Origin of the sequence: Desulfobacter postgatei 2ac9, assembly GCF_000233695.2 — a bacterium.
In the GTDB taxonomy this organism is placed as follows: Bacteria; Desulfobacterota; Desulfobacteria; order Desulfobacterales; family Desulfobacteraceae; genus Desulfobacter; species Desulfobacter postgatei.
In genome coordinates, this window is record NZ_CM001488.1 from 570,096 (window position 1) to 594,492 (window position 24,397).

General features: G+C 50.9%; 18 protein-coding genes. 15 read left to right on the forward strand and 3 right to left on the reverse strand.

Annotated elements, in window-relative coordinates; all coding sequences use genetic code 11:
* Positions 1 to 30: 30 nt before the first annotated feature.
* From DESPODRAFT_RS02660 to DESPODRAFT_RS02680, 5 genes are all read left to right on the forward strand, one after another.
* Positions 31 to 1,767 carry a hypothetical protein gene (locus DESPODRAFT_RS02660; protein WP_004071141.1) on the forward strand — a complete coding sequence of 579 codons (1,737 nt, stop codon included), beginning with the start codon at positions 31 to 33 and terminating at the stop codon, positions 1,765 to 1,767.
* A 92-nt stretch (positions 1,768 to 1,859) separates the two neighbouring features.
* Entirely contained in the window at positions 1,860 to 3,074 is a 1,215-nt protein-coding gene (locus tag DESPODRAFT_RS02665; protein ID WP_040015808.1) for a sugar kinase, read from the forward strand.
* A 5-nt stretch (positions 3,075 to 3,079) separates the two neighbouring features.
* Positions 3,080 to 3,775, forward strand: coding sequence for a phosphoribosylanthranilate isomerase (locus DESPODRAFT_RS02670; RefSeq protein WP_004071143.1), 696 nt, complete (start codon positions 3,080 to 3,082; stop codon positions 3,773 to 3,775).
* Positions 3,776 to 3,787: 12 nt separating this feature from the next.
* Positions 3,788 to 4,819, forward strand: coding sequence for a zinc-dependent dehydrogenase (locus DESPODRAFT_RS02675; RefSeq protein WP_004071144.1), 1,032 nt, complete (start codon positions 3,788 to 3,790; stop codon positions 4,817 to 4,819).
* Positions 4,820 to 4,842: 23 nt separating this feature from the next.
* Positions 4,843 to 5,652, forward strand: a complete 810-nt coding sequence (locus DESPODRAFT_RS02680) for a class I fructose-bisphosphate aldolase (protein WP_004071145.1) — start codon at positions 4,843 to 4,845, stop codon at positions 5,650 to 5,652.
* Positions 5,653 to 5,745: 93 nt separating this feature from the next.
* Here DESPODRAFT_RS02680 and DESPODRAFT_RS02685 read toward each other — a convergent pair whose 3' ends face one another.
* On the reverse strand, positions 5,746 to 6,807 hold the full coding sequence (locus DESPODRAFT_RS02685; RefSeq protein WP_004071146.1) for a CsgG/HfaB family protein: 1,062 nt from the start codon (positions 6,805 to 6,807) through the stop codon (positions 5,746 to 5,748).
* Between the two features lie 320 nt (positions 6,808 to 7,127).
* On the opposite strand from DESPODRAFT_RS02685, the gene DESPODRAFT_RS02690 reads away from it, so the two are divergent.
* From DESPODRAFT_RS02690 to DESPODRAFT_RS02710, 5 genes are all read left to right on the forward strand, one after another.
* On the forward strand, positions 7,128 to 7,730 hold the full coding sequence (locus tag DESPODRAFT_RS02690) for a TetR/AcrR family transcriptional regulator (protein ID WP_004071147.1): 603 nt from the start codon (positions 7,128 to 7,130) through the stop codon (positions 7,728 to 7,730).
* The gene (locus DESPODRAFT_RS02695; protein WP_004071148.1) at positions 7,727 to 8,920 is read left to right on the forward strand and encodes an efflux RND transporter periplasmic adaptor subunit; all 1,194 of its coding nucleotides are present in this window, start codon (positions 7,727 to 7,729) and stop codon (positions 8,918 to 8,920) included. The genes DESPODRAFT_RS02690 and DESPODRAFT_RS02695 overlap by 4 nt, the downstream gene beginning before the upstream one ends.
* A gap of 15 nt (positions 8,921 to 8,935) precedes the next feature.
* Entirely contained in the window at positions 8,936 to 12,064 is a 3,129-nt protein-coding gene (locus DESPODRAFT_RS02700; RefSeq protein WP_004071149.1) for an efflux RND transporter permease subunit, read from the forward strand.
* Positions 12,065 to 13,516 carry an efflux transporter outer membrane subunit gene (locus DESPODRAFT_RS02705; protein ID WP_004071150.1) on the forward strand — a complete coding sequence of 484 codons (1,452 nt, stop codon included), beginning with the start codon at positions 12,065 to 12,067 and terminating at the stop codon, positions 13,514 to 13,516.
* A 299-nt stretch (positions 13,517 to 13,815) separates the two neighbouring features.
* Complete coding sequence (locus tag DESPODRAFT_RS02710) at positions 13,816 to 15,279, forward strand: catalase (RefSeq protein WP_004071151.1); 1,464 nt, start codon at positions 13,816 to 13,818, stop codon at positions 15,277 to 15,279.
* 252 nt (positions 15,280 to 15,531) lie between these two features.
* Here the strand turns inward: DESPODRAFT_RS02710 and DESPODRAFT_RS02715 are convergent, their stop codons facing one another.
* Positions 15,532 to 16,329: an alpha/beta hydrolase gene (locus DESPODRAFT_RS02715; protein WP_004071152.1), complete on the reverse strand. Its 798-nt coding sequence runs from the start codon at positions 16,327 to 16,329 to the stop codon at positions 15,532 to 15,534.
* A 201-nt stretch (positions 16,330 to 16,530) separates the two neighbouring features.
* On the opposite strand from DESPODRAFT_RS02715, the gene DESPODRAFT_RS20240 reads away from it, so the two are divergent.
* From DESPODRAFT_RS20240 to DESPODRAFT_RS02740, 5 genes are all read left to right on the forward strand, one after another.
* On the forward strand, positions 16,531 to 16,698 hold the full coding sequence (locus DESPODRAFT_RS20240) for a hypothetical protein (protein WP_172635706.1): 168 nt from the start codon (positions 16,531 to 16,533) through the stop codon (positions 16,696 to 16,698).
* A gap of 471 nt (positions 16,699 to 17,169) precedes the next feature.
* On the forward strand, positions 17,170 to 18,438 hold the full coding sequence (locus tag DESPODRAFT_RS02725; RefSeq protein ID WP_040016148.1) for an amidohydrolase family protein: 1,269 nt from the start codon (positions 17,170 to 17,172) through the stop codon (positions 18,436 to 18,438).
* The gene (locus DESPODRAFT_RS02730) at positions 18,435 to 19,871 is read left to right on the forward strand and encodes an FAD binding domain-containing protein (protein ID WP_004071154.1); all 1,437 of its coding nucleotides are present in this window, start codon (positions 18,435 to 18,437) and stop codon (positions 19,869 to 19,871) included. Before DESPODRAFT_RS02725 ends, DESPODRAFT_RS02730 begins: the two co-directional genes overlap by 4 nt.
* Positions 19,868 to 22,132 (forward strand): molybdopterin cofactor-binding domain-containing protein, encoded by a 2,265-nt coding sequence (locus DESPODRAFT_RS02735; RefSeq protein WP_004071155.1) that lies wholly within the window; start codon positions 19,868 to 19,870, stop codon positions 22,130 to 22,132. Before DESPODRAFT_RS02730 ends, DESPODRAFT_RS02735 begins: the two co-directional genes overlap by 4 nt.
* A 52-nt stretch (positions 22,133 to 22,184) precedes the next feature.
* Positions 22,185 to 23,468, forward strand: coding sequence for a CBS domain-containing protein (locus DESPODRAFT_RS02740; RefSeq protein WP_004071156.1), 1,284 nt, complete (start codon positions 22,185 to 22,187; stop codon positions 23,466 to 23,468).
* On the opposite strand, the gene DESPODRAFT_RS02745 is transcribed toward DESPODRAFT_RS02740, so the two are convergent.
* Positions 23,446 to 24,360 carry a radical SAM protein gene (locus DESPODRAFT_RS02745; protein WP_004071157.1) on the reverse strand — a complete coding sequence of 305 codons (915 nt, stop codon included), beginning with the start codon at positions 24,358 to 24,360 and terminating at the stop codon, positions 23,446 to 23,448. The two genes, DESPODRAFT_RS02740 and DESPODRAFT_RS02745, sit on opposite strands and share 23 nt — an antisense overlap.
* Between the last annotated feature and the right edge of the window lie 37 nt (positions 24,361 to 24,397).

Sequence of the window (24,397 nt, forward strand, 5' to 3'; positions counted from 1 at the left end):
ATGCCATTGGATGAACCGGAGAAAAAGCACATGAAAAAATATATAGCACTGATCATTACAGCATTAATTACAGCATTAATTTTGTTGCCCTGCATCGCAATCAGCCAGGAAACCCCCGCTGCTTCTTCGGCATCAGGGGCTGCGGCCCAGACCCTGGGTAAAGCGGATGATTCGTCAACATTTGAGGCTGAAGCACAACAGAATACCCTTGAAATTCTCAGGTCTATTGTCAAAAGTAAAGCCACGCTGAAACAACGTATGGATGAAAAGAAACAGGCCATGGACAAGGCCAGTTCCGAAACCGAAAGACAATATCTTAACGAAGAGCTTGCCGCACTGGATAAACAGATGGCGGATGCTGTAACCGATTTTGAAATGACCGCCACAGGGGTTGAAATTGGTCGGTTTGTGGCCAAGAAAAAAGAGCGGTTTGACTGGAAAGACGAACTTCTCTCCCTGGCCGAGCCCGGGATTATGGAGCTTAAGCGGCTGACGGTCAAAGCCAGGCATAAATCTAAACTCAATGATGAATTGGCCAATTACCAGGAGTTGCTTCCCGTGGCAATCAAGGCCAGAACCCGCGTTGAGTCTTTGCTCAGTCAGACCGAGGATCAGGCGCTGGTCACCGCCCTTAAAGATATCCTGCCCGAATACAAAGGGATTGAAAGTCAGATAAAGAATAAGGTGGACCTTGTCCAGCTTAAACTTGAGGAAATCAAGCGTCAAGAGGCGTCGGTGATTGACAGCACCCAGGACTCTGTTAAAAGATTTTTCAGAACCCGCGGATTATACCTGTTTCTGGCTATCCTGGCCTGCATTGGTGTGGTGCTGTTAATCAAAGGTCTCTACCACACCCTGATCCGCCTTGTGCCCGGATACAAACTGGAGTACCGCCCCTTTCATATACGGGTGCTTGAACTGGTGTACCGGCTCATGATGCTTGTATTGACGGTGCTGGCGGTCATGGCGGTCTTTTATTTTGTGGAGGACTGGGTGCTGCTTTCCCTGACCATTATTTTTATTATGGGCGTGGTGTGGGCCACTAAGTACACGTTGCCCATGTATCTGGACAAGAGTAAGCTGATGCTCAATGTCGGGGCGGTCAGGGAAGGCGAACGCATGATCTACCAGGGCGTTGCATGGCGGGTTAAAAACATCAATTTTCATACCCTGCTGGAAAATCCTGATTTGGGCATTACACTGAGGATACCCATTATGGAACTTATCGGCAAAACATCCCGGAGATGTGATCCCCATGAATCCTGGTTCCCCTGCCGGAAAAACGACTGGGTAATCCTTTCCGACGGCACCCGGGGCGGTGTAACCCATTTAAGCCATGAAACCGTGGAGCTGGTATTAAGGGGCGGTGCGAAAAAGACCTATCAAACGGCTGATTTTTTGGCCATGACGCCTTTGAACCTTTCTGTGAATTTCCGAATTAAGGTGCCCTTCGGTATTGGTTATGGCCACCAGAAAGATGCCACTACAACGATTCCTGAACTTTTATCCGCATTTATCCAAGAACAGATTGAAAAAGAAGGGTATGCTGACGACCTGCTGAACCTGAGGGTGGAATTTGCGCAAGCCGGGGCCTCATCCCTGGATCTGGTGGTCATTACCGATTTCAAAGGCAGTCAGGCACCCGTGTACAACCGTTTGACACGAAGCATACAAAGATGGTGCGTTGACGCGGCTTCCCAATACAACTGGGATATTCCCTTTCCCCAGATTGCGGTTCATCTGCCAGGAGACAGTGTGATGTCTTGACGAGAATTGTCTATTTAAGTATGCTATCCGCCTATTTTGACAGCCTATATTTTGACAGCCTAATTAACGATTTTCAAGCAAAGGGGAACCGAATGGAGAGTCAGACTTCAAAGCAACAAAAACAGAAGGTGGAAATTGACATTGTAGGCGGCCGATTTGATAAAGTGACCACGGTGTTGGAGGAGTTTGAGCCTGGGGACGAAAATTTTATTCACTCCTATGAGAAGATGGGTCTTGAACCACGACAGGTTGGAGATGTTGAAAGCAGGGAAGTAGATGTCAAGGTGCCGGCAAGGCTTCATCTGAACGTGTTTGATATGAACCGGTTTAATTTGAACCGCCCCGGTGGTGGCGGCCTTGGTGTGAGTATCGGCGTCTATTTTTATGCAAAGGTGAAGTCGATTCCCGAGCCGGTTATTCGTACCACAGGCGAACGCCAACTTATCATGGCGCATTACGGACATATTTTTAAAAAATTATTGGGGTATGACGGTGGGTTTGAAATAGAACTTCAAGACCATAAGCGCCGTCATGTGGGGCTTGGCTCTTCCATCGGTTCCATGTGTGCCGTGTGTATCGGTATGAATGAAGTCCTGGGCAGGCCTTTTTATGGGTGGGAACTGAGGCGGATTATGGGATTTCACTCCTGCGAGGAGAGCCCTGTGAATGAACAATATCTGCTTCCGGCCTTTGAAACCGGTATCGGTGCCATGGTCAGTATCAACGGTGGCTGGGTGGTTGCCAGTGATGACCTGGTGCTGGTTCAGCGTGTGGCACTGCCGGATACCAAGGTGCTGATGTTCATCCCGGAGGTTGATACCCTGGAGGACGAATTCCAAGGAAAGGAGACCGCTGCCGAATCCGAAGTCGAGCTTTTAATGAGACGGGCAAGAACCCTTGATGCGCTTCAGGTTGGCGCTAAGGCACAGATTGTCTTGTTGGACATGATACCCGCAATGATTCGAAATGATCTTAAAAAGATGGGCGATGCCCTTTTTGAACTGACGCACATGGGATCCAAACGGGCCGAGTGCGAACAGCACGGTGCTTTTGGAACGCCCATATACAGCTATATTAATGCCTTTCGGGGGATGGGGATTGAGGTTGCCGGCATGAGTTCCGTGGGACCCACGGTTTTTGCATTGACCCGAAATCAGGATGCATATGATCGGGCGCTGAAATACCTTAAAGCAAAAAACATTTCAGACACGCGCATTATAGAAACCGAAGTTGACAACATAGGCGGTACGATTACGGAAAACGGTGTTGAAAGAACCTTTATAAATGATACCTGGCTTCAAGGATAATTCTTATGACAAGCGGTTACAAAGCCAAAATTTGCGGCACCACCAATATGGAAGATGCCGAAATGGCTGCCCGTGAAGGGGCTGATTTTTTTGGCGTGGTGGTGGAGGTCGATTTTTCCCCGAGGTCTTTGACCATTGAAGCGGCCAAACCTCTCTTTTCGTCTCCCCTCATTCCGGCGGTGGCCCTGGTTTACAATATGGCATCAACGCGTGTTGAATCGCTTATTCAGCAACTGAACCCATTTGCCGTACAATTTTTAAGTTTGGCAGAAACCTCTTTTGTCACATATTTAAAGAAGACTTATCCGAAGGTTGAAATCTGGCAATCGCTCCATTTGCCCCGGGCGGGTGAAGCGGTGGATCTGGAAGATTTTCAAAAGACGGCTCAAACCTCTGTGACAGCCGGTGTCGACGCCCTTCTTTTCGATACCGCCGCCTTGTCCAAAGGAGCGATGAAATTTGGCGGCACGGGCGTTACTTCGGATTGGGACATCGTTAAGGAACTGATGGATGCGATGCGGGGTACGTTGCCTATCTGGCTGGCCGGCGGGATCAATCCGGACAATGTAGGAGAGGCCATTGACAGGATCAACCCCTACGGCATTGATTTATGCTCCGGCGTGGAAGCGACCCGCGGAAAGAAAGATGCGGCAAAGCTAAGGTCTCTTATGACAACCATTCGCGGTAAGCATTCAAAATAGGAGAATTCATTCGTGAAAGCAGCAGTAGTTTATGGAAAAGATGATATTCGCATTGAAGAATATCCCACACCAACGGCAAGCGCCGGAGAAGTTATTGTAAAAACAAAAGTGTCCGGCATTTGCGCCACTGACATTAAGACTTTGCTCGGTCAAGGGCTTCCCAAGGACTTGCCGACCATTTTGGGGCATGAGGTGGTGGGTGAGATATTTGAAATAGGGAAGGGCGTTACGGCGTATCAACCCGGTGACCGGGTGGCGGTTTATCCCATTGCTGTTTGCGGGCAGTGTTATTACTGCCGCCAGGGGCGGCATAATTTATGTGAGCACGAATTCGGGTTGGCCCACGGTATTGAAGGTGGTTTTGCCGAATATGTGCGTCTTCCTAAAGAGATTGTGAACATTGGCGGGGTCATAAAGATTCCGGATGATGTGCCGTTTGATAAAGCGGTTTTATCCGAGCCCTTATCATGCGCCATGGCGTCCCTGTCAACCTGTAAGGTGGGACCTGACCAGGTTGTAGTGATTTTGGGCGCCGGCCCCATGGGGCTCATGCACCTGAAACTGGCAAAGTGGATGGGTGCTGTTGTGATTGTTGTCGATTTACTGGAAAACCGGTTGGCGATTGCTAAAGATATGGGCGCAGACCATTGCATCAATCCAACGCAGACAAATCACATTGAAGAAATAATGAAGCTGACCGACAAGAAAGGTGCACAAGCCGTTATTGCATCCCTGGGTATCCCGTCGGTTATTGAGGAAAACTTACAGCTGACCAGAAAAGGCGGCACATTTAATATTTTCGGCGGGCCTCCGGCAGGCCATACCATATCGGTGGATCCAAGATGGCTTCATTACTGCGAAATAAATTTAACCGGGACCTTTGCGGCATCACCCAGCGATTTCAAAAAGAGCCTTGAGCTTATTATAAACAATGAAATCACCGTCGATGATCTTGTTACGGACCGGTTTACCCTTGATACCTTTTTAGAAGCCGTAGAGTGTGCCAAGAACCAGCAAATGATTCGTGGAATTGTCGAATTTTAATATACGAAAAGGAATGTCATCTTATGGACGGAAAAGAAAGACGGCTGAGAAAAATTATTAATAAAAAAACGGGACGTTCTTTGGTCCTTGCGGTTGATCACGGCATGGCGCTTGGTGCCATGACCGGTATTGTGGATATTGCCGGTACGATTCGAACGCTGGACGCTACCAACAAGGTTGATTGCTGGCTTATGACCAAAGGCATATATACCCATGCGTTTGACCCGTCAGGAGATCCGGGGGTTATCCTTCGCGCCAGCGGCGGGGCGACCATTGCCGGGCCGGAGTTGACCCGGGAGGGTCAAACCGCAGATGCCGAAGAGGCGTTGCGGCTTGGCGTGGATGCCATGGCAACCACCGCGTTTGTGGGCTCGGTATATGAGCATGAAACCCTGATCAGTATGGCCCGGATGGCAACGGAATGCCGAAAATGGGATATGCCGCTTTTAGGGGTGATTGGTCTGGGAAAAACCAATGAAGACAAAAAAAAAGATCCCAAATTCATTGCACTGGGTGCAAGGGTTGGTGCGGAGCACGGGGCGGATATCATCAAGACCTATTATACGGAAACCGATTTTGAGAAGGTTGTGGCCGGATGCCCTGTGCCGGTGATGATTGCCGGCGGGCCCAAATGTGAAACGGATCTTGACACGTTAAATATGATATATGGTGCGCTCCAGGGCGGTGCCAAAGGCATCGTCATGGGAAGAAACGTGTGGCAAAGCCCGCACCCCACCGCATTGCTGTCAGCGGTCTATGGCTTGATACATGAAGGGATGAATGTGAAAGAAGCTGCTGATCTGCTTGCCCATGAGGTTGCATTAGACCATTAAAAGACGCGAAAAAAAGCGTACATTCGAGAAGTTCATTTGTCTGAATGTACGCTTTTTTAAGTTGTTGGAATTGTTATCTTTTACATCAAATAATTACTGCAAATACTTCTGCATATATCTTTTTTCTATCAATTTGAATGAGTTTACATCCACCTGCCCGCCCGGCGCATAAAATTGGACAAGGTCATTTTTGTATGGGATTTTTTGGGCACTGCTGAATGTAAATGTCCGGGAACCGTCCTTGGTGATGATGACATAATCATAAACTCCGGAGGCAGCGTTGTAATTGCGTTGGGTCATGACACCTTCAAGAACATTGGATGCCGCCATTGCCGTTGCTCCGCCCTGCACAGCCATGGTCCCGCCTGTGCCAAGCCCGCCCGCCACCGATTGTGCTTTATAAGATTTGACCGCTCTGATCATATTGTTCATGGAATCGGTGAATGCAGCGATAATCACTTTGCCCTCGGGTGTTCTGCCATAGGCCCCTGCCGCGCCCCCGGCATGATGTCCAAACATTCCGCCCACAAGCGAGAAATCCGTATTTCTGGCACTGCCTTCAGCCGCAGCCAGCTGAACCCCGGAACGGTTTTCAATGAGCGTCAGCATGGTACTGGCATCGCTGGTTTTGAATCCACCGGCCACGGCACCGGCCACTGACCCGAGAAGCGCTCCCACAACAGCCCTGCCCCCACTGGTATCACGGGCGCTGAAAGTGATGCTCGGCGTCATGGTATAGTCTGCCGCCACCATCTGTCCCTTTCCAAAATTCGACCCACTGCGCATTTCACCGGACTGCATCAGCGCACGCTCCTCCATCATCTGGTTCATCGCCTTGCCGCGTTCAACCACCACAAAGCAATTGGACTGCTGGGCAAGGAGGCGAAGCACGGGCACGGTGGACGGCAAGCGCAGGTCTCTTGTCAAATAGTGATACCAGGGTTCATTTTTATCTTCATAAATGGCTAAAGTGCCCAAAGAAGCCGTGCAACGCTCAAGACCCTGGTTTGCGTTCTGGGCCGTTGACCCGCCGGCAGCGCCTGTGGCGGTTGTTTTTGCGCCACTGTCGCCGGTTGACATTGAAGACATACACCCTGCCGTCATAAAGAATAGAATACAGGCTGCCACTAAAATTAAATTTGTTTTCCTGTTCATGCAAATTCTTCCTTATAAATTATTTGTATAAAAAATTGAAAGACCCTAAAAAATCAATTTTCTTTCATGAAAACGAACGAATGAAGGACCTTATAAATAATAGTATTGATAGTATGATAGCGTCTTTTGTTTTGTCAAGAATTAAGACAGGATAGCAATTACAAGCTGTGAAAATACCCTTGACAGAAAGGGCCTTCGTCTTTATTGTACTCGAAAGTCATTTTCTGACTATCTGGTCATTTATTTAACCGATATAGTCAGGAGATGTTTTTGTTTTTCCCCACAGGAATGATGGCGGGGGCAACCCAAGGAAACATTCAATGAATTTGCCCACAAGAAGAAAAGAGATGATGAACCGCCTGCTCAAGGAGCAGGTGGTAAAAACCGTGCTGGCAATGATCCATGAAGGGACACCCGTTACCATGGACAAGGTGGCGTTCAGGTGCGGTGTGTCCAAAGGAACCGTGTACAATTATTTTAAAAACAAAAAAGACCTGTTGAACACTGTCCATGAGGCTGTGATCATTCCCATTAAAAAGGAATCATGCAAAATATTTGAAAAAAAGATTCCACCCATGGAAAAAATATACGGGTTCGTGGAGAATGTGTTTAATTTTCAGAAAGAGTACCCACTTTATTTTAAATTTATCCAGAGCCAGCGTTCGGCAGCTGCTGCCGTCACCGAGCGCATGGATCTCATCATCATCCCCCTGGTTAACATCTGCCGGGAAGGCATGCACCAGGGGCAGTTTATGGATGCGGACCCCTATGTCATGGCAGCCATGATATTCGGTACGGTGGTGGGTCCTTTGGAGTCCCTGACTTACCGGGAGGATGCGCTCCAGGATTTGGAAAAACTCAAACAGGAAATAGTCCGCTTTCTGGACAAAAGTATACTTAAGGAACAGGAGAGATCGTTATGAAGCGTTTTTTGCTTGGTTTTATCACGGCCGTACTCATTGGCGGCGGATACTTGTATTTTACGGGACAGCTTTCGCTGCCGTGGGCAGGGGCAAAAAAAAGCCAGGCGTCACCCCAGCCCCAGCAGACACATGCTCAGTCTGCCCAGGCCCGTCCCCCGGTTGAAGTGGCGGTTTATACGGTCAAGCCCCAGGAAGTTGTATTGACTAAGGATCTGGCCGGCAGAACGTCTGCATACCAGGTGGCTGAAATTCGTCCCCAGGTAACAGGCATCATACTTAAACGGATGTTTACCCAGGGCAGTTTGGTTAACAAAGGGCAGCAGCTTTATCAAATTGATCCCTCCACCTACAAGGCCGCATATGAATCTGCAGCCGCGAGTCTGGTTCGCGCCGAGGCCGACGTCAAGGCAGCGGAGCCCAAACTTGCCCGGTACAGCCGGTTGGTTAAAATGGGCGGTGTCAGCCGCCAGGTTTATGACGATACCGTGGCAGCCCTGGCCCAGGCCAAGGCTGACGTGGCTGTTGCCAAAGCAAATCTGGCCACCGCAAAAATCAATCTGGACTATACCAAGGTGTTTTCGCCTATATCCGGGCGCATCGGCAAGTCATCGGTGACCGAAGGCGCTTTGGTGACGGCCAATCAAACTACCGCCCTCGCTGTGGTGCAGAATCTGGACCAGATTTATGTAGACGTAAACCAGTCCAGCGAGGAGCTCATGGCGCTTAAGAAAGGCCTGAACAATTCTGAACAGAACTCTATGGTCAGCCTGTTCATCGGAAAGGAGAGCACCCCCTATGACCTGAAGGGCAAACTGCTGTTCTCCGATGCCACGGTGGACCAGGGCACCGGGATGGTCCAGTTGAGGATACTGTTCCCCAACCCTGAAAAGGAACTTCTGCCGGGCCTGTTTGTCCGTGCCAGGGTAGAGCAGTCCCGCCAGGATAAAGCCATTGCCGTTCCCCAGCAGGCTGTGGTGCGCAATGCGGACGGGTCTGTTTCCGTGTGGGTTGTGAATGAGCAAAATACGGTTGAATATCAGCCGGTTGAAGTCTCTCAGGCAGTCAAGGACCAGTGGGTGGTCTCTGCCGGCCTCTCCCCCGGTGACCGGGTGGTGGTTGAGGGGTTGCAGAAAATCAGCCCCCAGGCCAAGGTTACGACCGTGGAATACAAAGCATCCACCAACTCATGATAGCAGGATAAAAACATGTCTCGTTTTTTTATAGATCGGCCCATCTTTGCATGGGTTATTGCAATTGTCATCATGCTGTCCGGGCTGTTTGCCGTGCTCACTCTGCCGGTGGAACAATATCCCAAGATTGCCCCGCCCAGCATTACCATTTCAACCATGTACCCAGGCGCCTCCGCCCAGGTGGTGGAAGACAGTGTCACCCAGGTCATTGAGCAGGCCCTGACCGGCATTGATTATTTAAGATATTTCTCTTCATCCAGTGAATCCAGCGGCCAGCTCACCATCAGCCTGACCTTTGAACCGGAAGCGGATCCGGATATTGCCCAGGTTCAGGTGCAGAATAAAATATCAAAAGTGGAAAGTCTGCTGCCCCAGGAAGTTCAGCAGCAGGGCCTGACCGTCCAGAAGGCCTCTGACAGCTTTCTTTTGTTGGTCGGATTGTACTCCGAAGACGGCACCTATAGGGGTGATGATCTCTCCGATTATCTTAAATCCAACATGGCGGATCCGGTTTCCCGCGTACAGGGGGTGGGCGATTTAACCGTGTTCGGCTCCCAGTACGCCATGCGGATATGGGTTAATCCGGAAAAACTCAACGCGTTTAGCCTGATGCCCTCGGATGTTGTTTCTGCCATCCAGGCGCGAAACGCCGACGTCTCATCCGGTCAGCTTGGCGGTGCCCCGGCCATCAAAGGCCAGCAGATCAATGCCGTTGTGACGGCCCAGTCCAAACTGCAGACGGTGGAAGATTTTGAAAAGGTTTTGGTCAAGGTCAACCCGGACGGATCCCAGGTCCGGGTGAAGGATGTGGCCAAAGTGGAAAAGGGACCTGAAAGATACGGGTTCAACACCCGATATAACCGGAATCCTGCCGCAGCCATGGCTATCAGTCTTGCCACCGGCGCCAATGCCCTTGATACGGCCGAACGGGTCAAAGATAAAGTTAAGGAATTAAGCCAGTTCCTGCCTCCGGGACTGGAAGTTATTTTTCCCTATGATACCACGCCCTTTGTCCGGCTCTCCATCGAAGAAGTTGTCAAGACCCTGTTAGAAGCCATTGTGCTGGTGTTCCTGGTCATGTATCTGTTTTTGCAAAGCTTTCGGGCAACGTTAATCCCAACCATTGCGGTGCCGGTGGTATTGCTCGGCACTTTTGCCGTTTTGTCGGCATTTGGGTTCAGTATCAATACATTGTCCATGTTTGCCATGGTCCTTGCCATCGGGCTTCTGGTGGATGATGCCATTGTTGTGGTTGAAAACGTGGAGCGGGTGATGTCCGAAACCGGTAAATCCCCCAAAGAAGCCACCCGGGAGTCCATGGATCAGATCACCGGCGCCCTTGTGGGTATTGCCATGGTGCTGTCTGCGGTGTTTATTCCCATGGCGTTTTTCTCCGGCTCCACCGGTGCCATCTATCGTCAGTTTTCACTGACCCTGGTATCGGCTATGGCGCTTTCAGTGCTTGTGGCCCTGGTTTTGACCCCTGCGCTTTGCTCCACACTGCTCAAACCTGTGAAAAAAGGGCACCATGAACATAAACGCGGCTTTTTCGCCTGGTTCAACAAAGGCTTTGACCTCAGCAAGGCCATGTATAAATCCAGTGTCAGGTATTCAGCCTCCCGGGCGGTAAGATTCCTGGTCGTCTATGCACTGATCATTGTGGGACTGATTTACATTTTTAAAGGGATCCCCACAGGATTTTTGCCTGACGAAGATCAGGGCATGATGATGACCATCATCTCCGCCCCGCCGGGTGCGACCATGGAACGGACCCAGAAGGCCGTAAATAAGGTGGAAGACTACTTTCTGGACCAGGAGAAAGGTAATGTAAAAGGTCTGTTCACCGTAGTCGGCTACAGCCATTCCGGCCGGGGCCAGAATGTGGCCATGGGCTTTATGAACCTTACGGACTGGTCCCTGCGTCACCGGCCCGACCAGAAAGCCGCCGCAATTGCAGGCCGGGCCATGGCCAGTATGTTCAGCATCAAGGACGCATCCGTCTATGCCTTTATTCCGCCGGCCATCCTGGCCCTGGGCGATGCCACCGGGTTTGACTTTGAGCTGGTGGATCGTGGGGGATTAGGTCATACTGCATTGATGAACGCCAGAAACCAGATGCTGGGAATGGCTGCTCAGAATCCCAAGCTGGTCGGTGTCCGCCCCAACGGATTGTCTGATGTGCCGCAGTACAAGCTGCACATTGATTATGAAAAGGCCGAAGCTTTGGGCGTGACCACGGCCAATATTACCAATGTGCTCCAGACCGCCTGGGGCTCATCCTATGTCAATGATTTCATGGACGGCAACCGGCTCAAAAAAGTATATATCCAGGGGGATCAAGGATCGCGCATGCTCCCCGAAGATATTGACAGATGGCATGTGCGGAATAACCAGGGCACCATGGTGCCGTTCTCTTCATTCACCTATGGCGAGTGGACCTATGGATCTCCAAGGTTGGAACGGTATAACGGCACCTCTTCGGTGGAGATATTAGGCGCACCGGCCCCGGGGGTTTCCTCGGGTGAAGCCATGACTATTGTTGAGGATATGGCCCAGAAACTGCCCAAGGGAATTTTTCTGGAATGGACGGGCCTCTCCTATGAAGAGCGGATGGCCGGTTCCCAGAGCGGAATGCTTTACGCCATATCCCTTTTGTTTGTGTTCCTGTGTCTGGCCGCCCTTTATGAGTCCTGGTCCATTCCATTTTCGGTCATGCTGGTTGTGCCTTTGGGTATTATCGGATCCGTGGTGGCCACCAAGTTGGCGGGATTAAGCAATGACGTCTATTTTCAGATTGCGCTGCTTACCACGGTGGGGCTTGCAGCCAAAAATGCCATTCTCATTGTCGAGTTTGCAAAAAGTCTGTACGAAAGCGGGATTGAACTGGTTCAATCGGCAGTCATAGCCGCAGAGCTCAGGCTTCGACCCATCCTGATGACCTCCTTTGCGTTTATTCTGGGTGTGACACCGCTTGCCATTTCCGACGGTGCGGGTTCTGCCAGCCAGAACGCCATCGGCATCGGTGTTATCGGCGGCATGCTGGCAGCCACAACCCTGGCGATTATCTTTGTTCCTCTCTTTTTCGTCCTCATTGAACGAGGCAGTGAAAAGAAAAAACAGGCCAAAATAGGCCAAGGAGAATGAATGATGATATATAGATTAATTACGGTAATCCTTGCCGCTCTCATACTTTTTACTGCCGGCTGCTCATTTATTCCAGAATACAGACCGCCGGAAATGCCGGTGTCCGACGCCTGGTCAGGCACAGACCCAAAAGAAGATGCACTGTCCGGCCACGCCGCAGCAGATATCGTCTACCAGGATTACTTTACTTCCCGGACCTTGCAGGAGATCATTGCCATGGCTCTGGAAAACAACCGTGATCTGAAGGTGGCTCTGCTTAATATTGAACAGGCAAAGGCTGCCTACAGGATACAGAAATCCGATGAACTGCCTGTCATTGCAGGCAGCACAGGCTTAAACCGCCAGGGTATTGCCGAAGACAGCAGTTCTTTGGGAAAGCCGTATACCACAGATACATCCATGAGTGTGGGACTGGGCCTCACGGCCTATGAACTTGATCTTTTCGGCCGGGTTAAAAGCCTGAGCCAAAGTGCGCTTGAAACCTATCTTGCGACCCGGGAAGCGGCATCAAGCACCCGCATTGCCCTGGTGGCGCAAACCGCAGACGCTTATGTCAACCTTTTGGCCCAAAGAAAGCTGCAGCATCTTGCCGAGGAGACCTACAAGGCCCAGAAATCCACATATGATGTAATCAAGACCCAGTATGACGCAGGCTCCACAGACCAGCTTGCCCTGGCCCAGGCCGCAACATCCACAGAGAGTGCCAAAGCCTCCATTTACGAGTACAAACGGCTGGTCTCCCAGGCGGAAAACGCCCTGGTGTACCTTGCAGGCCCCGGGGTATATGATCTTATCAATGCCTTTGCCCCCCCCCCTTCTGAAACAATTGACGACATCGGCGTTCTGACTCAACTGCCGGCGGGGCTTCCCTCTCAAATTCTCCTGGATAGACCGGATATCCAGGCTGCTGAGCATCAGTTAAAGGCTGCGAATGCAGACATTGGCGCGGCCCGGGCAGCCATGTATCCCACCATAAGCCTGACCGGCTCCTTCGGGTTTGCCGCCCAGGGGCTTTCCTATCTGTTTGATCCGTCCAGAAGCCTTTCCTGGGCCTTTTCTCCCAATCTCACCATTCCCATCTTCAATCGGGAAGGGCTCAAGGCCAGCCTGGATGTCGCCACTGTTGGCGAAAAAATTGCGGCAGCCCAGTATGAAGGCGCCATTCAGACAGCCTTCAGGGAAGTGGCAGACCAGCTGGCGGCGCGCAAACACTACAAAGGTCAGCTGGATGCCCAGAATGCATTGGTGTCGGCCAGCCAGAAAGCTTACGATCTGTCCAAGGCCAGGTATGACAACGGCGTAGATGATTTCCTCACGGTTCTGGATTCCCAGCGCTCCCTATTCAGCGCTGAGCAGGGAGCCATTGTCCTGAAGCAGGCTTACTTAAGCAATTTGATTAACCTTTACAAGGTCATGGGCGGCGGAAAAATCGATACGTCCAACGCCAATTAATCGGTCATGAGTCCCAACCGGGGTCGTGAAGCTCTTTTAACCCGTATGCTGGAGGGGTTCAAGGTGGACGGGATTGTGGATCTCACCTGACAGGCTTGTCACACCTATACTGTTGAAGCCTTCCAGAGCCGGGAATTTAGTGTTGCAATTTTCGGCTGGAAATGTTAATTTTAAAATATTTTTATTTTCCTTTTTGTCCCAACCTTTTGCATATAATGCTTGGATAATATTTTTTCCTGCTGTACCAACTTGTACAATCTGTTAGTCTAACAAAATAATAACAAAAAAGGAGAACAATAATGAAGGATCAGAACAATAAGCTCACAACCAATGCTGGGGCTCCGGTACCGGACAATCAGAACGTCATGACCGCTGGTCCTCGCGGCCCTCAGTTGCTCCAGGATGTCTGGTACCTGGAAAAAATGGCCCATTTTGATAGAGAGGTAATTCCCGAGCGACGGATGCATGCTAAGGGTTCCGGAGCTTATGGAACTTTCACCGTAACCCACGACATCACCCAATACACCCGCGCCAAGATCTTTTCTGAGATCGGTAAAAAAACTCAATTGTTTGCACGCTTTTCCACCGTGGCCGGAGAACGGGGCGCTGCAGACGCAGAGCGTGATATTCGTGGTTTTGCACTTAAATTTTACACCGAGGAAGGCAACTGGGATATGGTGGGGAATAATACACCGGTCTTCTTTTTACGCGATCCTCTCAAATTTCCAGACCTTAACCATGTCGTACATCGTGACCCTCGCACCAACCTCCGCAGTGCTAAAAACAACTGGGATTTTTGGACTTCCCTGCCCGAGGCATTGCATCAAGTGACAGTGGTTATGAGTGATCGCGGAATTCCAGCAAGCTTCCGCAATATGCATGGATTCGGCAGTCATACATTCAGCTTTATTAACGCTAAAAACGAGCGTTACTGGTGCAAATTTCATTTCCGCACCCAACAGGGCATCAAAAACCTAACCGATAAGGAAGCTGAAGCAGTAATCGGGAAATGTCGTGAAAGCAATCAACGCGACCTATACTACAGTATTGAGAATGGAGAATTCCCGCGCTGGACCATGTTTGTCCAGATTATGACCGAAGAAGAGGCCACCAAGCTTCCTTACAATCCTTTTGATTTGACGAAAGTCTGGTACAAAAAGGATTTCCCGCTAATTGAGGTCGGTTTTTTTGAGCTTAACAAAAACCCGGAGAATTATTTTGCTGAAGTCGAACAATCGGCTTTCAATCCAGCCAGTGTGGTTCCGGGGATTAGCTTCTCGCCAGATAAGATGCTTCAGGGCAGACTTTTTTCCTATGGAGATACTCAACGTTACCGGTTAGGTGTCAATCACCATCTCATCCCGGTAAACAAAGCCCGTTGTCCCTTCCATAGTTACCACCGCGACGGTCAAATGCGGGTGGACGGCAATTATGGTTCAACCCTTGGCTACGAGCCAAACAGCTATGGTGAATGGCAAGAACAGCCAGACTTCTCCGAGCCGCCTCTGGCATTGAGCGGTGCAGCAACTCACTGGAACGCACGCGAGGATGACAGTGATTACTATACCCAGCCCGGAAAGCTTTTTCGTTTGATGAGTAATGAGCAACAGGAGGTTCTGTTTGGCAACACTGCCCGTGCAATGGACGATGCCCCGGAGATGATTAAAATCCGTCATATCGGCAACTGTTTGAAGGCCGATCCGGCCTACGGAGAAGGAGTGGCCAAGGCACTGGGCATTTCGTTGGACAAAGTTCCAAAATAGATAAAATAGGGGACAATCCACGATTTTCTAATTGTATCTTCTTTCAAACTATCCATATAGGGTGGGCAAAAGCGCAGCGTTGCCCACCATTGTATGTATAATATTTTGTGCCTGAACGATAAATCAGATGGGCTTCAAGTTTATGGACAACGGGTGGGCACAAAAAAAACGTTCCCACCCGACTGCGCTCCTGATTAATGAAGAAAACTAAACAATAAACAGGTATAACGATTTATTATGGCTCATGTCTGCCTACAAGTCCGGTGGAAGGAGAAAATTTTTCAGGCTGTTTAAATACATATCAAACCCCTTAATAAAAATATCGTTGTGATTTGCGCCGGGAATCATCAAAAGGTCTTTGTCGGCAGACGGGCAAAGGTTATAAAGCACTTCTCCTTGTGAAAAGTCGATAATATGGTCAAACTGTGCATGAATAATTAAAAGCGGTTTGTTCCAATGCTTGATTTTATCGGCATTGCCGAATCCTTGTGATTCCTGAAAACCGATCATGTCAGGATCAAGCCCAAGGGTTTTCAAAAGCGGGGCTGCATGGGCAAATCCGCTTTCGATGATCAGCCTGTCAATGCTGTCCTGGCGGGTGGCAGCCAACTCCAGAGCCGATGCACTCCCAAGGGAACGGCCCATAACAGTAAGAGAACCTGTGAAATTGAGATTTTTAAGTTCGTTAACGACAAAATCCAGAATTGTGTGGCAGTCCAGAAGCATTGAAAAGACCGTGGGCGAGCCTGAGGATTTACCGTATCCCCGGTAATCCACCACCAGGAAGTTGATGCCCATACGGTTGAAAATGGGGCCAAGATCATCATAGTCGGATACGATCTCGCCATTGCCGTGAAAGAAAAGGATGTTGGGAAATGACCGATCTGCGAGGTGAAAGGCCGCTCCGACTTCAATATCCTGATCAACCGGAATAAAATGCTCCTTTTCGGAAACTGCCTTTTTCGAAGTATCACGCCTTGGGTGAAACAAAAATTGAAGCACCTGGGGCTGATCCAGGGCCGCGTATGGATTGGTATGACTTTTTTTCATTGGATTCTCCTTGTCTGTCTCTTTTGCAGGGTTTCGTCTTAACATTATTTAAACCTGACTTTTGCTTAACTTAACCGAAAAAATGGCCTAAGACAATTATTGGGGTGCGACCTCGATCGTTTCAGGGGCTTGTTAGGCGAATGAAGGTTATGCTAAGTATTTGCTGTATTCAAAAAGAATTCACCATAAAGAGGAGATCTGATGAGCAGTCAAATACCTACACGTGACGCAGCCTTGGCGCTTCTAAAAAAATACAACACGAGTCAGAGCCTTATCAAACACGCATTTGCCGTCAAAGAGCGTTATGGACATGAAAGCCAAATCGGTCAAGAAAAAGTGGAAAGACAAAAGTTTTGCGGCGGGCGTTGATCGATCAATTATCCAGAAAGGCGCGGATATGTTGGGGGTTGAATTGGGCGACCTGATTAGGGATACGATCATGGGAATGCGTGAGGTTGCCGTTGAGATAGGGTTGAAAGGAGACGACTAATATGGAGTGCAAGCAAGATAAAGCCGGGGAAAGGGAGCTATTATTGACTCTTGATGGAGATTTTAACAGCTGAAATGACCCGAATTTAAATTTTTCAAACTCATGAAATCAATGGAACGACATCATGTCGCGATTGCCATGTTGGGTACGGATGTGGTTACCATTAAGCCGGGGCGCCGGAAACTTTTGCTCCGGGCTTGGGCAGGAGGAAATGAGACCGTTTGGCAGCAGTCAGTACTTAATTGTTGGCCGAACATATCCTCGGCAGGCGCTGAACCTGCGGTCAAAAGCAGAGATAAGCGCCGTTAAATACAGGAAAATAAAATTCGTCATATGAGGGAGCGGTGAATTTGACAGCATTATATAAAGGCCATTTTATCGACACGCCCACACCGGGGCAGTTCAGGGTAAGAAAAGATGCTATCGCCATCGTTGAGGATGGCAAGCTCCTCTCCCTGGAGAGGGAGGTACCGGCTCAGTTTTCGTCTCTTCCTGTAAAGGACTCGGGAGCGGGGGTGGTTATTCCTTCTTTTATTGATCTCCATGTCCATGCGCCCCAGCATATGCAGATGGGGGTGGGGCTGACTCTCGGACTGCTCGATTGGCTGGAAAATCATACGTTTCCCCGGGAGTCCCGCTTTGCCGACGAAGCGTATGCCCGGTCGCTTTATCCCTTGTTTGCCGCCGAACTGCTGCGGCAGGGCAGCCTCCGGTCTGTGGTTTACGGTACGGTTCATTTGGAATCGACCCTGATTCTGGCGCAAGCCCTGGAAAAGGCCGGACTGATTGCTTTTGTGGGCAAGGTCAACATGGATCGGAATGCGCCCGATGATCTTAAGGAGACCTCCGAAGCCTCCTTCAAAGGCAGTGAGGAATTCTGCCGGAGATTGGCGGGTCAGGGCAGGGTCCGGCCCATAGTTACCCCTCGTTTTGCGCCGAGCTGCACGAAAAAGCTCATGAAAGAGTTGGGCCGGCTCTCTCAACGGTTGAATCTGCCGGTCCAGTCTCATCTTGCCGAAACCCTCACCGAAGCGCAATGGGTCTCCCAGCTCTTCCCGGAAAGTCGCAGCTATACCGATGTGTATAATGACTGCGGCCTCCTGGGACCGGCGAGTTTGATGGCCCACGCCATCTTCTTAAATGATGAGGAGATCAATCTGATCATGGAGCGGGAATCCACACTGGTTCACTGCCCCAGCGCCAATATCAATTTGGGCAGCGGCATCATGCCTCTGGGACGTTATTTGGACAGGGGTGTCAACCTGGGGCTGGGTTCCGATGTGGGCGCCGGGCACACCCTTGCCATGTATCGCTCGGTTGTTCAAGCGGTACAGGCTTCCACGCTGCTTCGGATTTTGCGGCCCGAAGAGAATCACAGAGCGGTAACCCTTTCGGAAGCCTTTTATTTGGCCACCATGGGAAATGGTAAATTTTTCACCCGCCAGGGATGGGTGCCTTGCGGTGCCTTTGAGCCGGGCATGAGTTTTGACGCCCTTGCCATTGATATGGGACTGCCTGAAGCGGTAGATTTGTCTCCCCTCAATCAATTGGAGCGGTTCCTTTACGCCGGAGACGACAGGCATATTAAAACAAGGATTTTAGCAGGTAGGCAATTATGAAAAAAAGCTGTCGATTTATTTTAAATGACAAAGAGATGGACCTTTGCCTGTCGCAGGGCCGGTCGGTCCTGGATCTTCTGAGAAAAGATTTGGGACTGTACGGAACCAAAGAAGGCTGCCGGGAAGGTGAGTGCGGCGCCTGTACAGTGATACTGGGACGATTCCCCCTGGTTGGCTATCGGCCTATGCCTTCCTGTCTTATGCCGGCAGGACAGATCAGCAACACCCATCTTGTGACCATAGAGGGACTTCAGGGGGAGAGACCCAATCGACTCCAGCAAGCCTTTATCAATCAGGGCGCGACCCAGTGCGGATTTTGTACCCCCGGATTCATCCTCTCCCTCACCGGTTATCTTCTGGAGGGGAGGACCGTTACCCTCCAGGACGCTGTGGATGCCCTGGACGGCAATCTCTGCCGATGTACCGGCTACGGATCCATTCGCCGGGCCGTGGCGCAGATCGTTGAACCTTTGTTGGGTAAGGTTCCTTCCCTTCAGGGACTGATTGAACTGGACCTGCTTCCTGCCTATTTTGCCACGATCCCTCAGAGACTTGCCAAGCTGAGAGGTAACTGCCTGGCTGATTCGCCGGATTTGACCTTTGAAGGGGGTGAAAAAGATCGGCTTCTTATTGCGGGGGGCACCGATCTGTATGTTCAACAGGGAGACGCCCTGAATAAGTCGAAACCCCGGTTCCTCATACCCGAATCCGAGCCTATCCGGGTAAAGGAAGGGATGATAGAAATCGCCGCATCAGCCTCCATGGAGCAGTTGCTGCGGGATCCTCACTTAATTGATCAATTTCCCGGGTGGCGTGAAAAGCTCATAGTCATGGCCTCCCATATTATACGGAATCGGGCCACTATAGGGGGCAATCTGGTCAATGCCTCACCCATTGCGGACTGTGCCGTTCTTCTGCTCGCCTTGGATGCCCAAATCCAATTGGTTTCGTCCAAAGGTTTCCGACGTCGACTGCCTCTAAGGGAGTTCTTTCTGGGCTATAAAGAGTTGGACCTCAACAGCGATGAGCTTGTGGAATCCCTCTTGGTGACAAAACAGGATGGCGCCCAATTATGGAACTACACCAAGGTGAGCAAGAGAAAACGTCTGGATATCGCCGGCTGCAACTCTGCGGCGGTTTTTACGGTTAATAACCAGGCATTGGCTTCTGTTGGTTTGGCTTTTGGCGGTGTGGCACCTATCCCCTTTACAGCCCGTCAGACCATGGCGTGGCTTAGGGAAAAACCCCTGACCAGGGAAACATTTCTGGGCTCCATGGAAGTCCTGCAGGAAGAGATCAGTCCCATAGACGATATTCGGGGGAGTGCCGAGTATAAAAGGCGATTGGCTTGTGCCCTGATGGCGGATCACTATCTGCACTGTTTTTCCGATACCTGTTCCTACGGCGATTTTGTAAAAGGAGGGGTGCTATGATCAATCCTGATACCACCTATCATGTGATGGGGCTTACCCGCTATGTGGATGACAGGGATTTTCCCGCCCGTGGATTGCACTGTGTTGTCTTCTTCTCTCCCTTAGCCAGGGGAAAAATTCGGAATTTGGATATTTCCGCCGCCCGGAAGGTTCCGGGAGTGGCGTTCATCCTTACCGCAAAGGATATTCCCGGGGAAAATCAGATCGGCGGCATAATTCAGGACGAACTCCTCTTGGCCGAGGATGAGGTGACCTTTGCGGGTATGCCGGTGGCCGCGGTTTATGCCTGGACTGAGGAGGCCGCCCGGGATGCGGTGGGATTTATTAAAATCGACATTGCCGAAGAAACCCCTGTTCTGAATCCCCGGGAGGCCTACAACCGGAATCAATTGATTGCCCCGGTACGATCCTTTACCCTGGGCGATGTGGAAGAGGGCATTGCGTCTGCAGTATATGTCGTCAAGGGAGAGGCCGAATCGGGCGCCCAGGAGCATTTTTACCTGGAGGGCCAGGGCACCGTAGCGACTCCCTCGGAGGAGGGCAATCTCCATCTGGCTTCCAGTACCCAGGCCCCCACTATGGTGCAGCGATGCGTTGCCAGGGTTTGCGGATTGCCCATGAACAGGATTGAAGTAGATGTTCGGCGACTGGGAGGAGGCTTTGGGGGCAAGGAGATCCAAGCCAATACCTGGGGCTGTTTTGCCGCCCTGGGGGCTCAAAAATCAGGTGTTCCATGCCGTATGGTTTTAAGACGTTCCGATGATATGCGGGCCACGGGCAAACGGCATCCCTATAGCTCTGATTTTACCCTGGCCCTGGATGGGGCGGGAAAATTTTTGGCCTTCAAGGTTATCTATTATCAGAATGCCGGAGCGGCGGCCGACTTGTCCACTTCTGTTTTGGAAAGAACCCTCTTCCACGCCACCGCATCCTATTATGTACCCAACGTACATGCCACAGCAGCTTCCTGCCGCACCAATATAACCCCTAACACCGCCTTCCGGGGATTCGGCGCTCCCCAGGCCATGTTCGTCTTTGAAGCAGCCATCCGGGAGGCATCCCGAATAAGCGGGATCTGCGTAGAAACACTGCAGCGCAAAAATCTGATTAAAACGGGAGATTGTTTTGCCTATGGCATGGCGGCGGAAAATGCCCGGGCCGAGCGCTGTTGGGACAAGGCATATGCGCATTATGACCTTGAGAAACGGATGCGTGTCATTGACGACGCCCGAAGGAAAGAGAAGAATTCTTCCGGTCAAGTCTCCCGCTACGGCAGAGGGTATGCCCTGATGCCCGTATGTTTCGGCATAAGCTTTACCACCATATTTTTAAACCAGGCCCGGGCGCATATCCACGTTTACACGGACGGTAGCGTGGGCGTAAGTACGGGGGCTGTGGAAATGGGGCAGGGGGTAAACCACAAAATCCGCGAAATCGTCGCCGACAGCCTGGGGATCGCTCCTGAGCGGGTTAAGCTCGAATCCACCAATACCACGCGCGTTTCCAATACCAGTCCCACCGCTGCCAGCAGCGGAACCGACCTGAATGGGGCGGCCGCCCTGATGGCCTGTGAGATGATAAAAGAGCGCCTCTTTAAATTTATGGCCGATGAATATCAATGTGTATGGGAGGATTTTTCACTTAGAGACGGCCGGTTATATAGAGAGGAGAAAGTCTGTGGGCTCGGTTGGGAGGATTTGGTGATGCAAGCCTATGGTTCTCGGGTGCAGTTAAGCGCCGAAGCCCACTATTCCACGCCGGACCTTCACTTTGATACATCTGTCGAGAAGGGTCGTCCCTTTGCCTACCATACTTACGGAACAGCCTATTTTGAGGCCGAAGTGGACCGCTTACTGGGAACCTACACGATAGAAAAGGCCTATGTGGTGCATGACCTTGGGCGATCTATAAATCCCCTCATTGATCTTGGCCAGGTTGAAGGCGGCATGGTTCAGGGGATTGGATGGGTGACCATGGAAGAGATGCGTTACAGCGAGGCGGGCAGACCCCTTACGGCCACTGCGGGAACTTATAAAATGCCTGATATCTCTTCCGCCCCTTTGGATATGAAAGTAAAATTTTTGGAGGATGCACATAACGACAGAGCCGTTAAGGGTTCCAAGGCCGTGGGGGAGCCTCCCTTTATGTACGGAATCGGGGCTTTTTTTGCCATAAAGATGGCCGCCGGTAGTGAGAACGCTTCCTATTGCGCGCCCATTACGCCCGAGCGTTTGTTTATGGAATTGAGGGAAGGGGTATAGGGTTAGGTTCTTATGATCATTTTGCTTCAACAATATTGTCTGTCCAGGTGCCATGGACAAAAAAGAGCGAAAAGAGATCATCAAGGGGTTTGGCCGACTGATCAAGCGGTATAAGGATATCTACATCCCGGGACCGGATGTGGGGACCAATGACCAGGACATGAAAATTTTCGCCATTGAAAACGGGATTGATAACGTGGTTTCCAAGCCGGCGGACATGGGCGGGAACCGGATTGACGAACTGGGCGCAGCCGCCAGGGGGGTAGTTGCGGCGTTCAATGCCCTGGTAGAGCATCTTCCCCGCCTCAGGGAACTGCCCCAGTTTAAAACCATGGAGATCCCCCCTGTCGGGGAACTGGATGTACTCATCCAGGGCTTCGGGGCCGTAGGGGCAAATACCGCAAGGCTCTTCCATGAGAACACCCGCAACTACCGGCCCAGGATAAAGGGCATCAGCGACGCCACAGGCTATCTGCTCAATCCGGACGGTCTGCCCTGGTCCCAATTGTTCAGTATGTGGAAAACCCTGGGGAACGTTGCCGGGGCGTATTACCACGAACGGATCATGCACGGTTCTCATCCGGTGGGCTCTAAAACCGTCTTTTCCAACAACCCGGACAACCTGCTCACCGAGTCGGCCTTCTGCCTGATTCCGGCCTCACCCGTGTTTAATTATCTGGACGTTTCCCCTATAACCTCCCCCTCCATGACCTGCGACCGGATGGGAAAATGGCAAATGATTGTGGAAGGGGCCAACACCTATTCCCCGGATCCGGCCCGGAAAGCCCAGCGTCGACGGATGGAGCGTCATGTTTTTCGGGACAGGGGGATACTCATTGCTACCGATTACCTGGTCAATGCAGGAGGGGTCATCTATGCGGCCCATGAACGGATTATTCCCGCCAATATGAAAGAACTCATCCAGGGGTTGTGCCGGGACGGGGAGAGCCTGCCCTGTGAAGTGGCGGAAAAGATATCGGTACGGCGGATTGCATCAAAAGAAAAATCCAAAACCGCCAGGGATGTTATGGCTCCGGCACCCGTCATCGGCCTGAACAAGCAGATAACAGATGCCGCCGAACTTCTGGTGGAGAGCCATGTATCTATTGTTACGGTAGTCTCGGAAAAGGGTCGGCCCATCGGCATCGTGACCAATTGGGACATCACCCGGGCCACAGCCCTGAAACTGCCCATGGATGCCCCGTTGACAAAAATTATGACCACATTTCGGGGGATATCCTGGCCAGGAAAACCTTGTTCCGCCTGCTTCAGACAGAAGGCTGAAGACTGGGGATCAATCGTCCGGGCGCTATCTAAAATGCTGCAAATCGGCTGATCCCCGCGTCTTTAGCCTCTTTGACAGCTTTGTTGAATTCAGTCACAGAGACACGCCTTGCTAATTCTTTCACGTGGAGCGCCTTCCCACAAGGGCGATATTGATCCATGATGTTGACATAGGTGTTTTTTGAGACATGGTTGGCAATAAATGACATCACCTCCCCGGTCCCGGCCATCCCGGAGGGCATGACCAGGTGTCTGAGCAGTAACCCTCGTGTGGCAATACCGTTTTCATCAAGCTGCAGATCGCCAACCTGTCGATGCATTTCGATAACGGCTTTTGCGGCTATTTGGGGATAATCCGGCGCATTGCAGGTTTGTTCGGCAATAGCCGGATCCCAAAATTTAAAATCCGGCATATAAATATCGATCACTCCCTCCAGCAGTTTTAACGTTTCCACCTTGTCGTATCCGCTGGAATTATATACCAGGGGTATCCTTAATCCCCCGTCAATCGCCATATCAAGGGCAGACAAAATCTGTGGCACCACATGGGTGGGGGTCACAAAATTAATGTTATGGCAACCGTTATTCTGCAGGATCAACATCATGCCGGCCAACTGCCCGAGTCCACACTCCTCTCCGTTTCCCTCGTGACTGATATCGTAATTCTGGCAAAAATTACATTTCAAGTTACAGTGGGTGAAAAAAATGGTGCCGGAGCCAAAAGCCCCGACCAATGGGGGTTCTTCCCCAAAGTGGGGATTAAAACTGGAAACAACCGCTTCTTCACCGGTAGAGCACTCACCCAACTCCCCGGAAAGACGGTCGACCTTACACGCTCTAGGACAAAGCTCACAGGATTTTAACAGATGTCGCGCTTTATTGATTTTATCCCGGAGCAGTCCTTTCTCTTTGGTCTCAATATAGGCTGGTTGAAAGGCTGCCATTGCATGCTCCTTTACCTTCTGGTGTCAATATATGAAC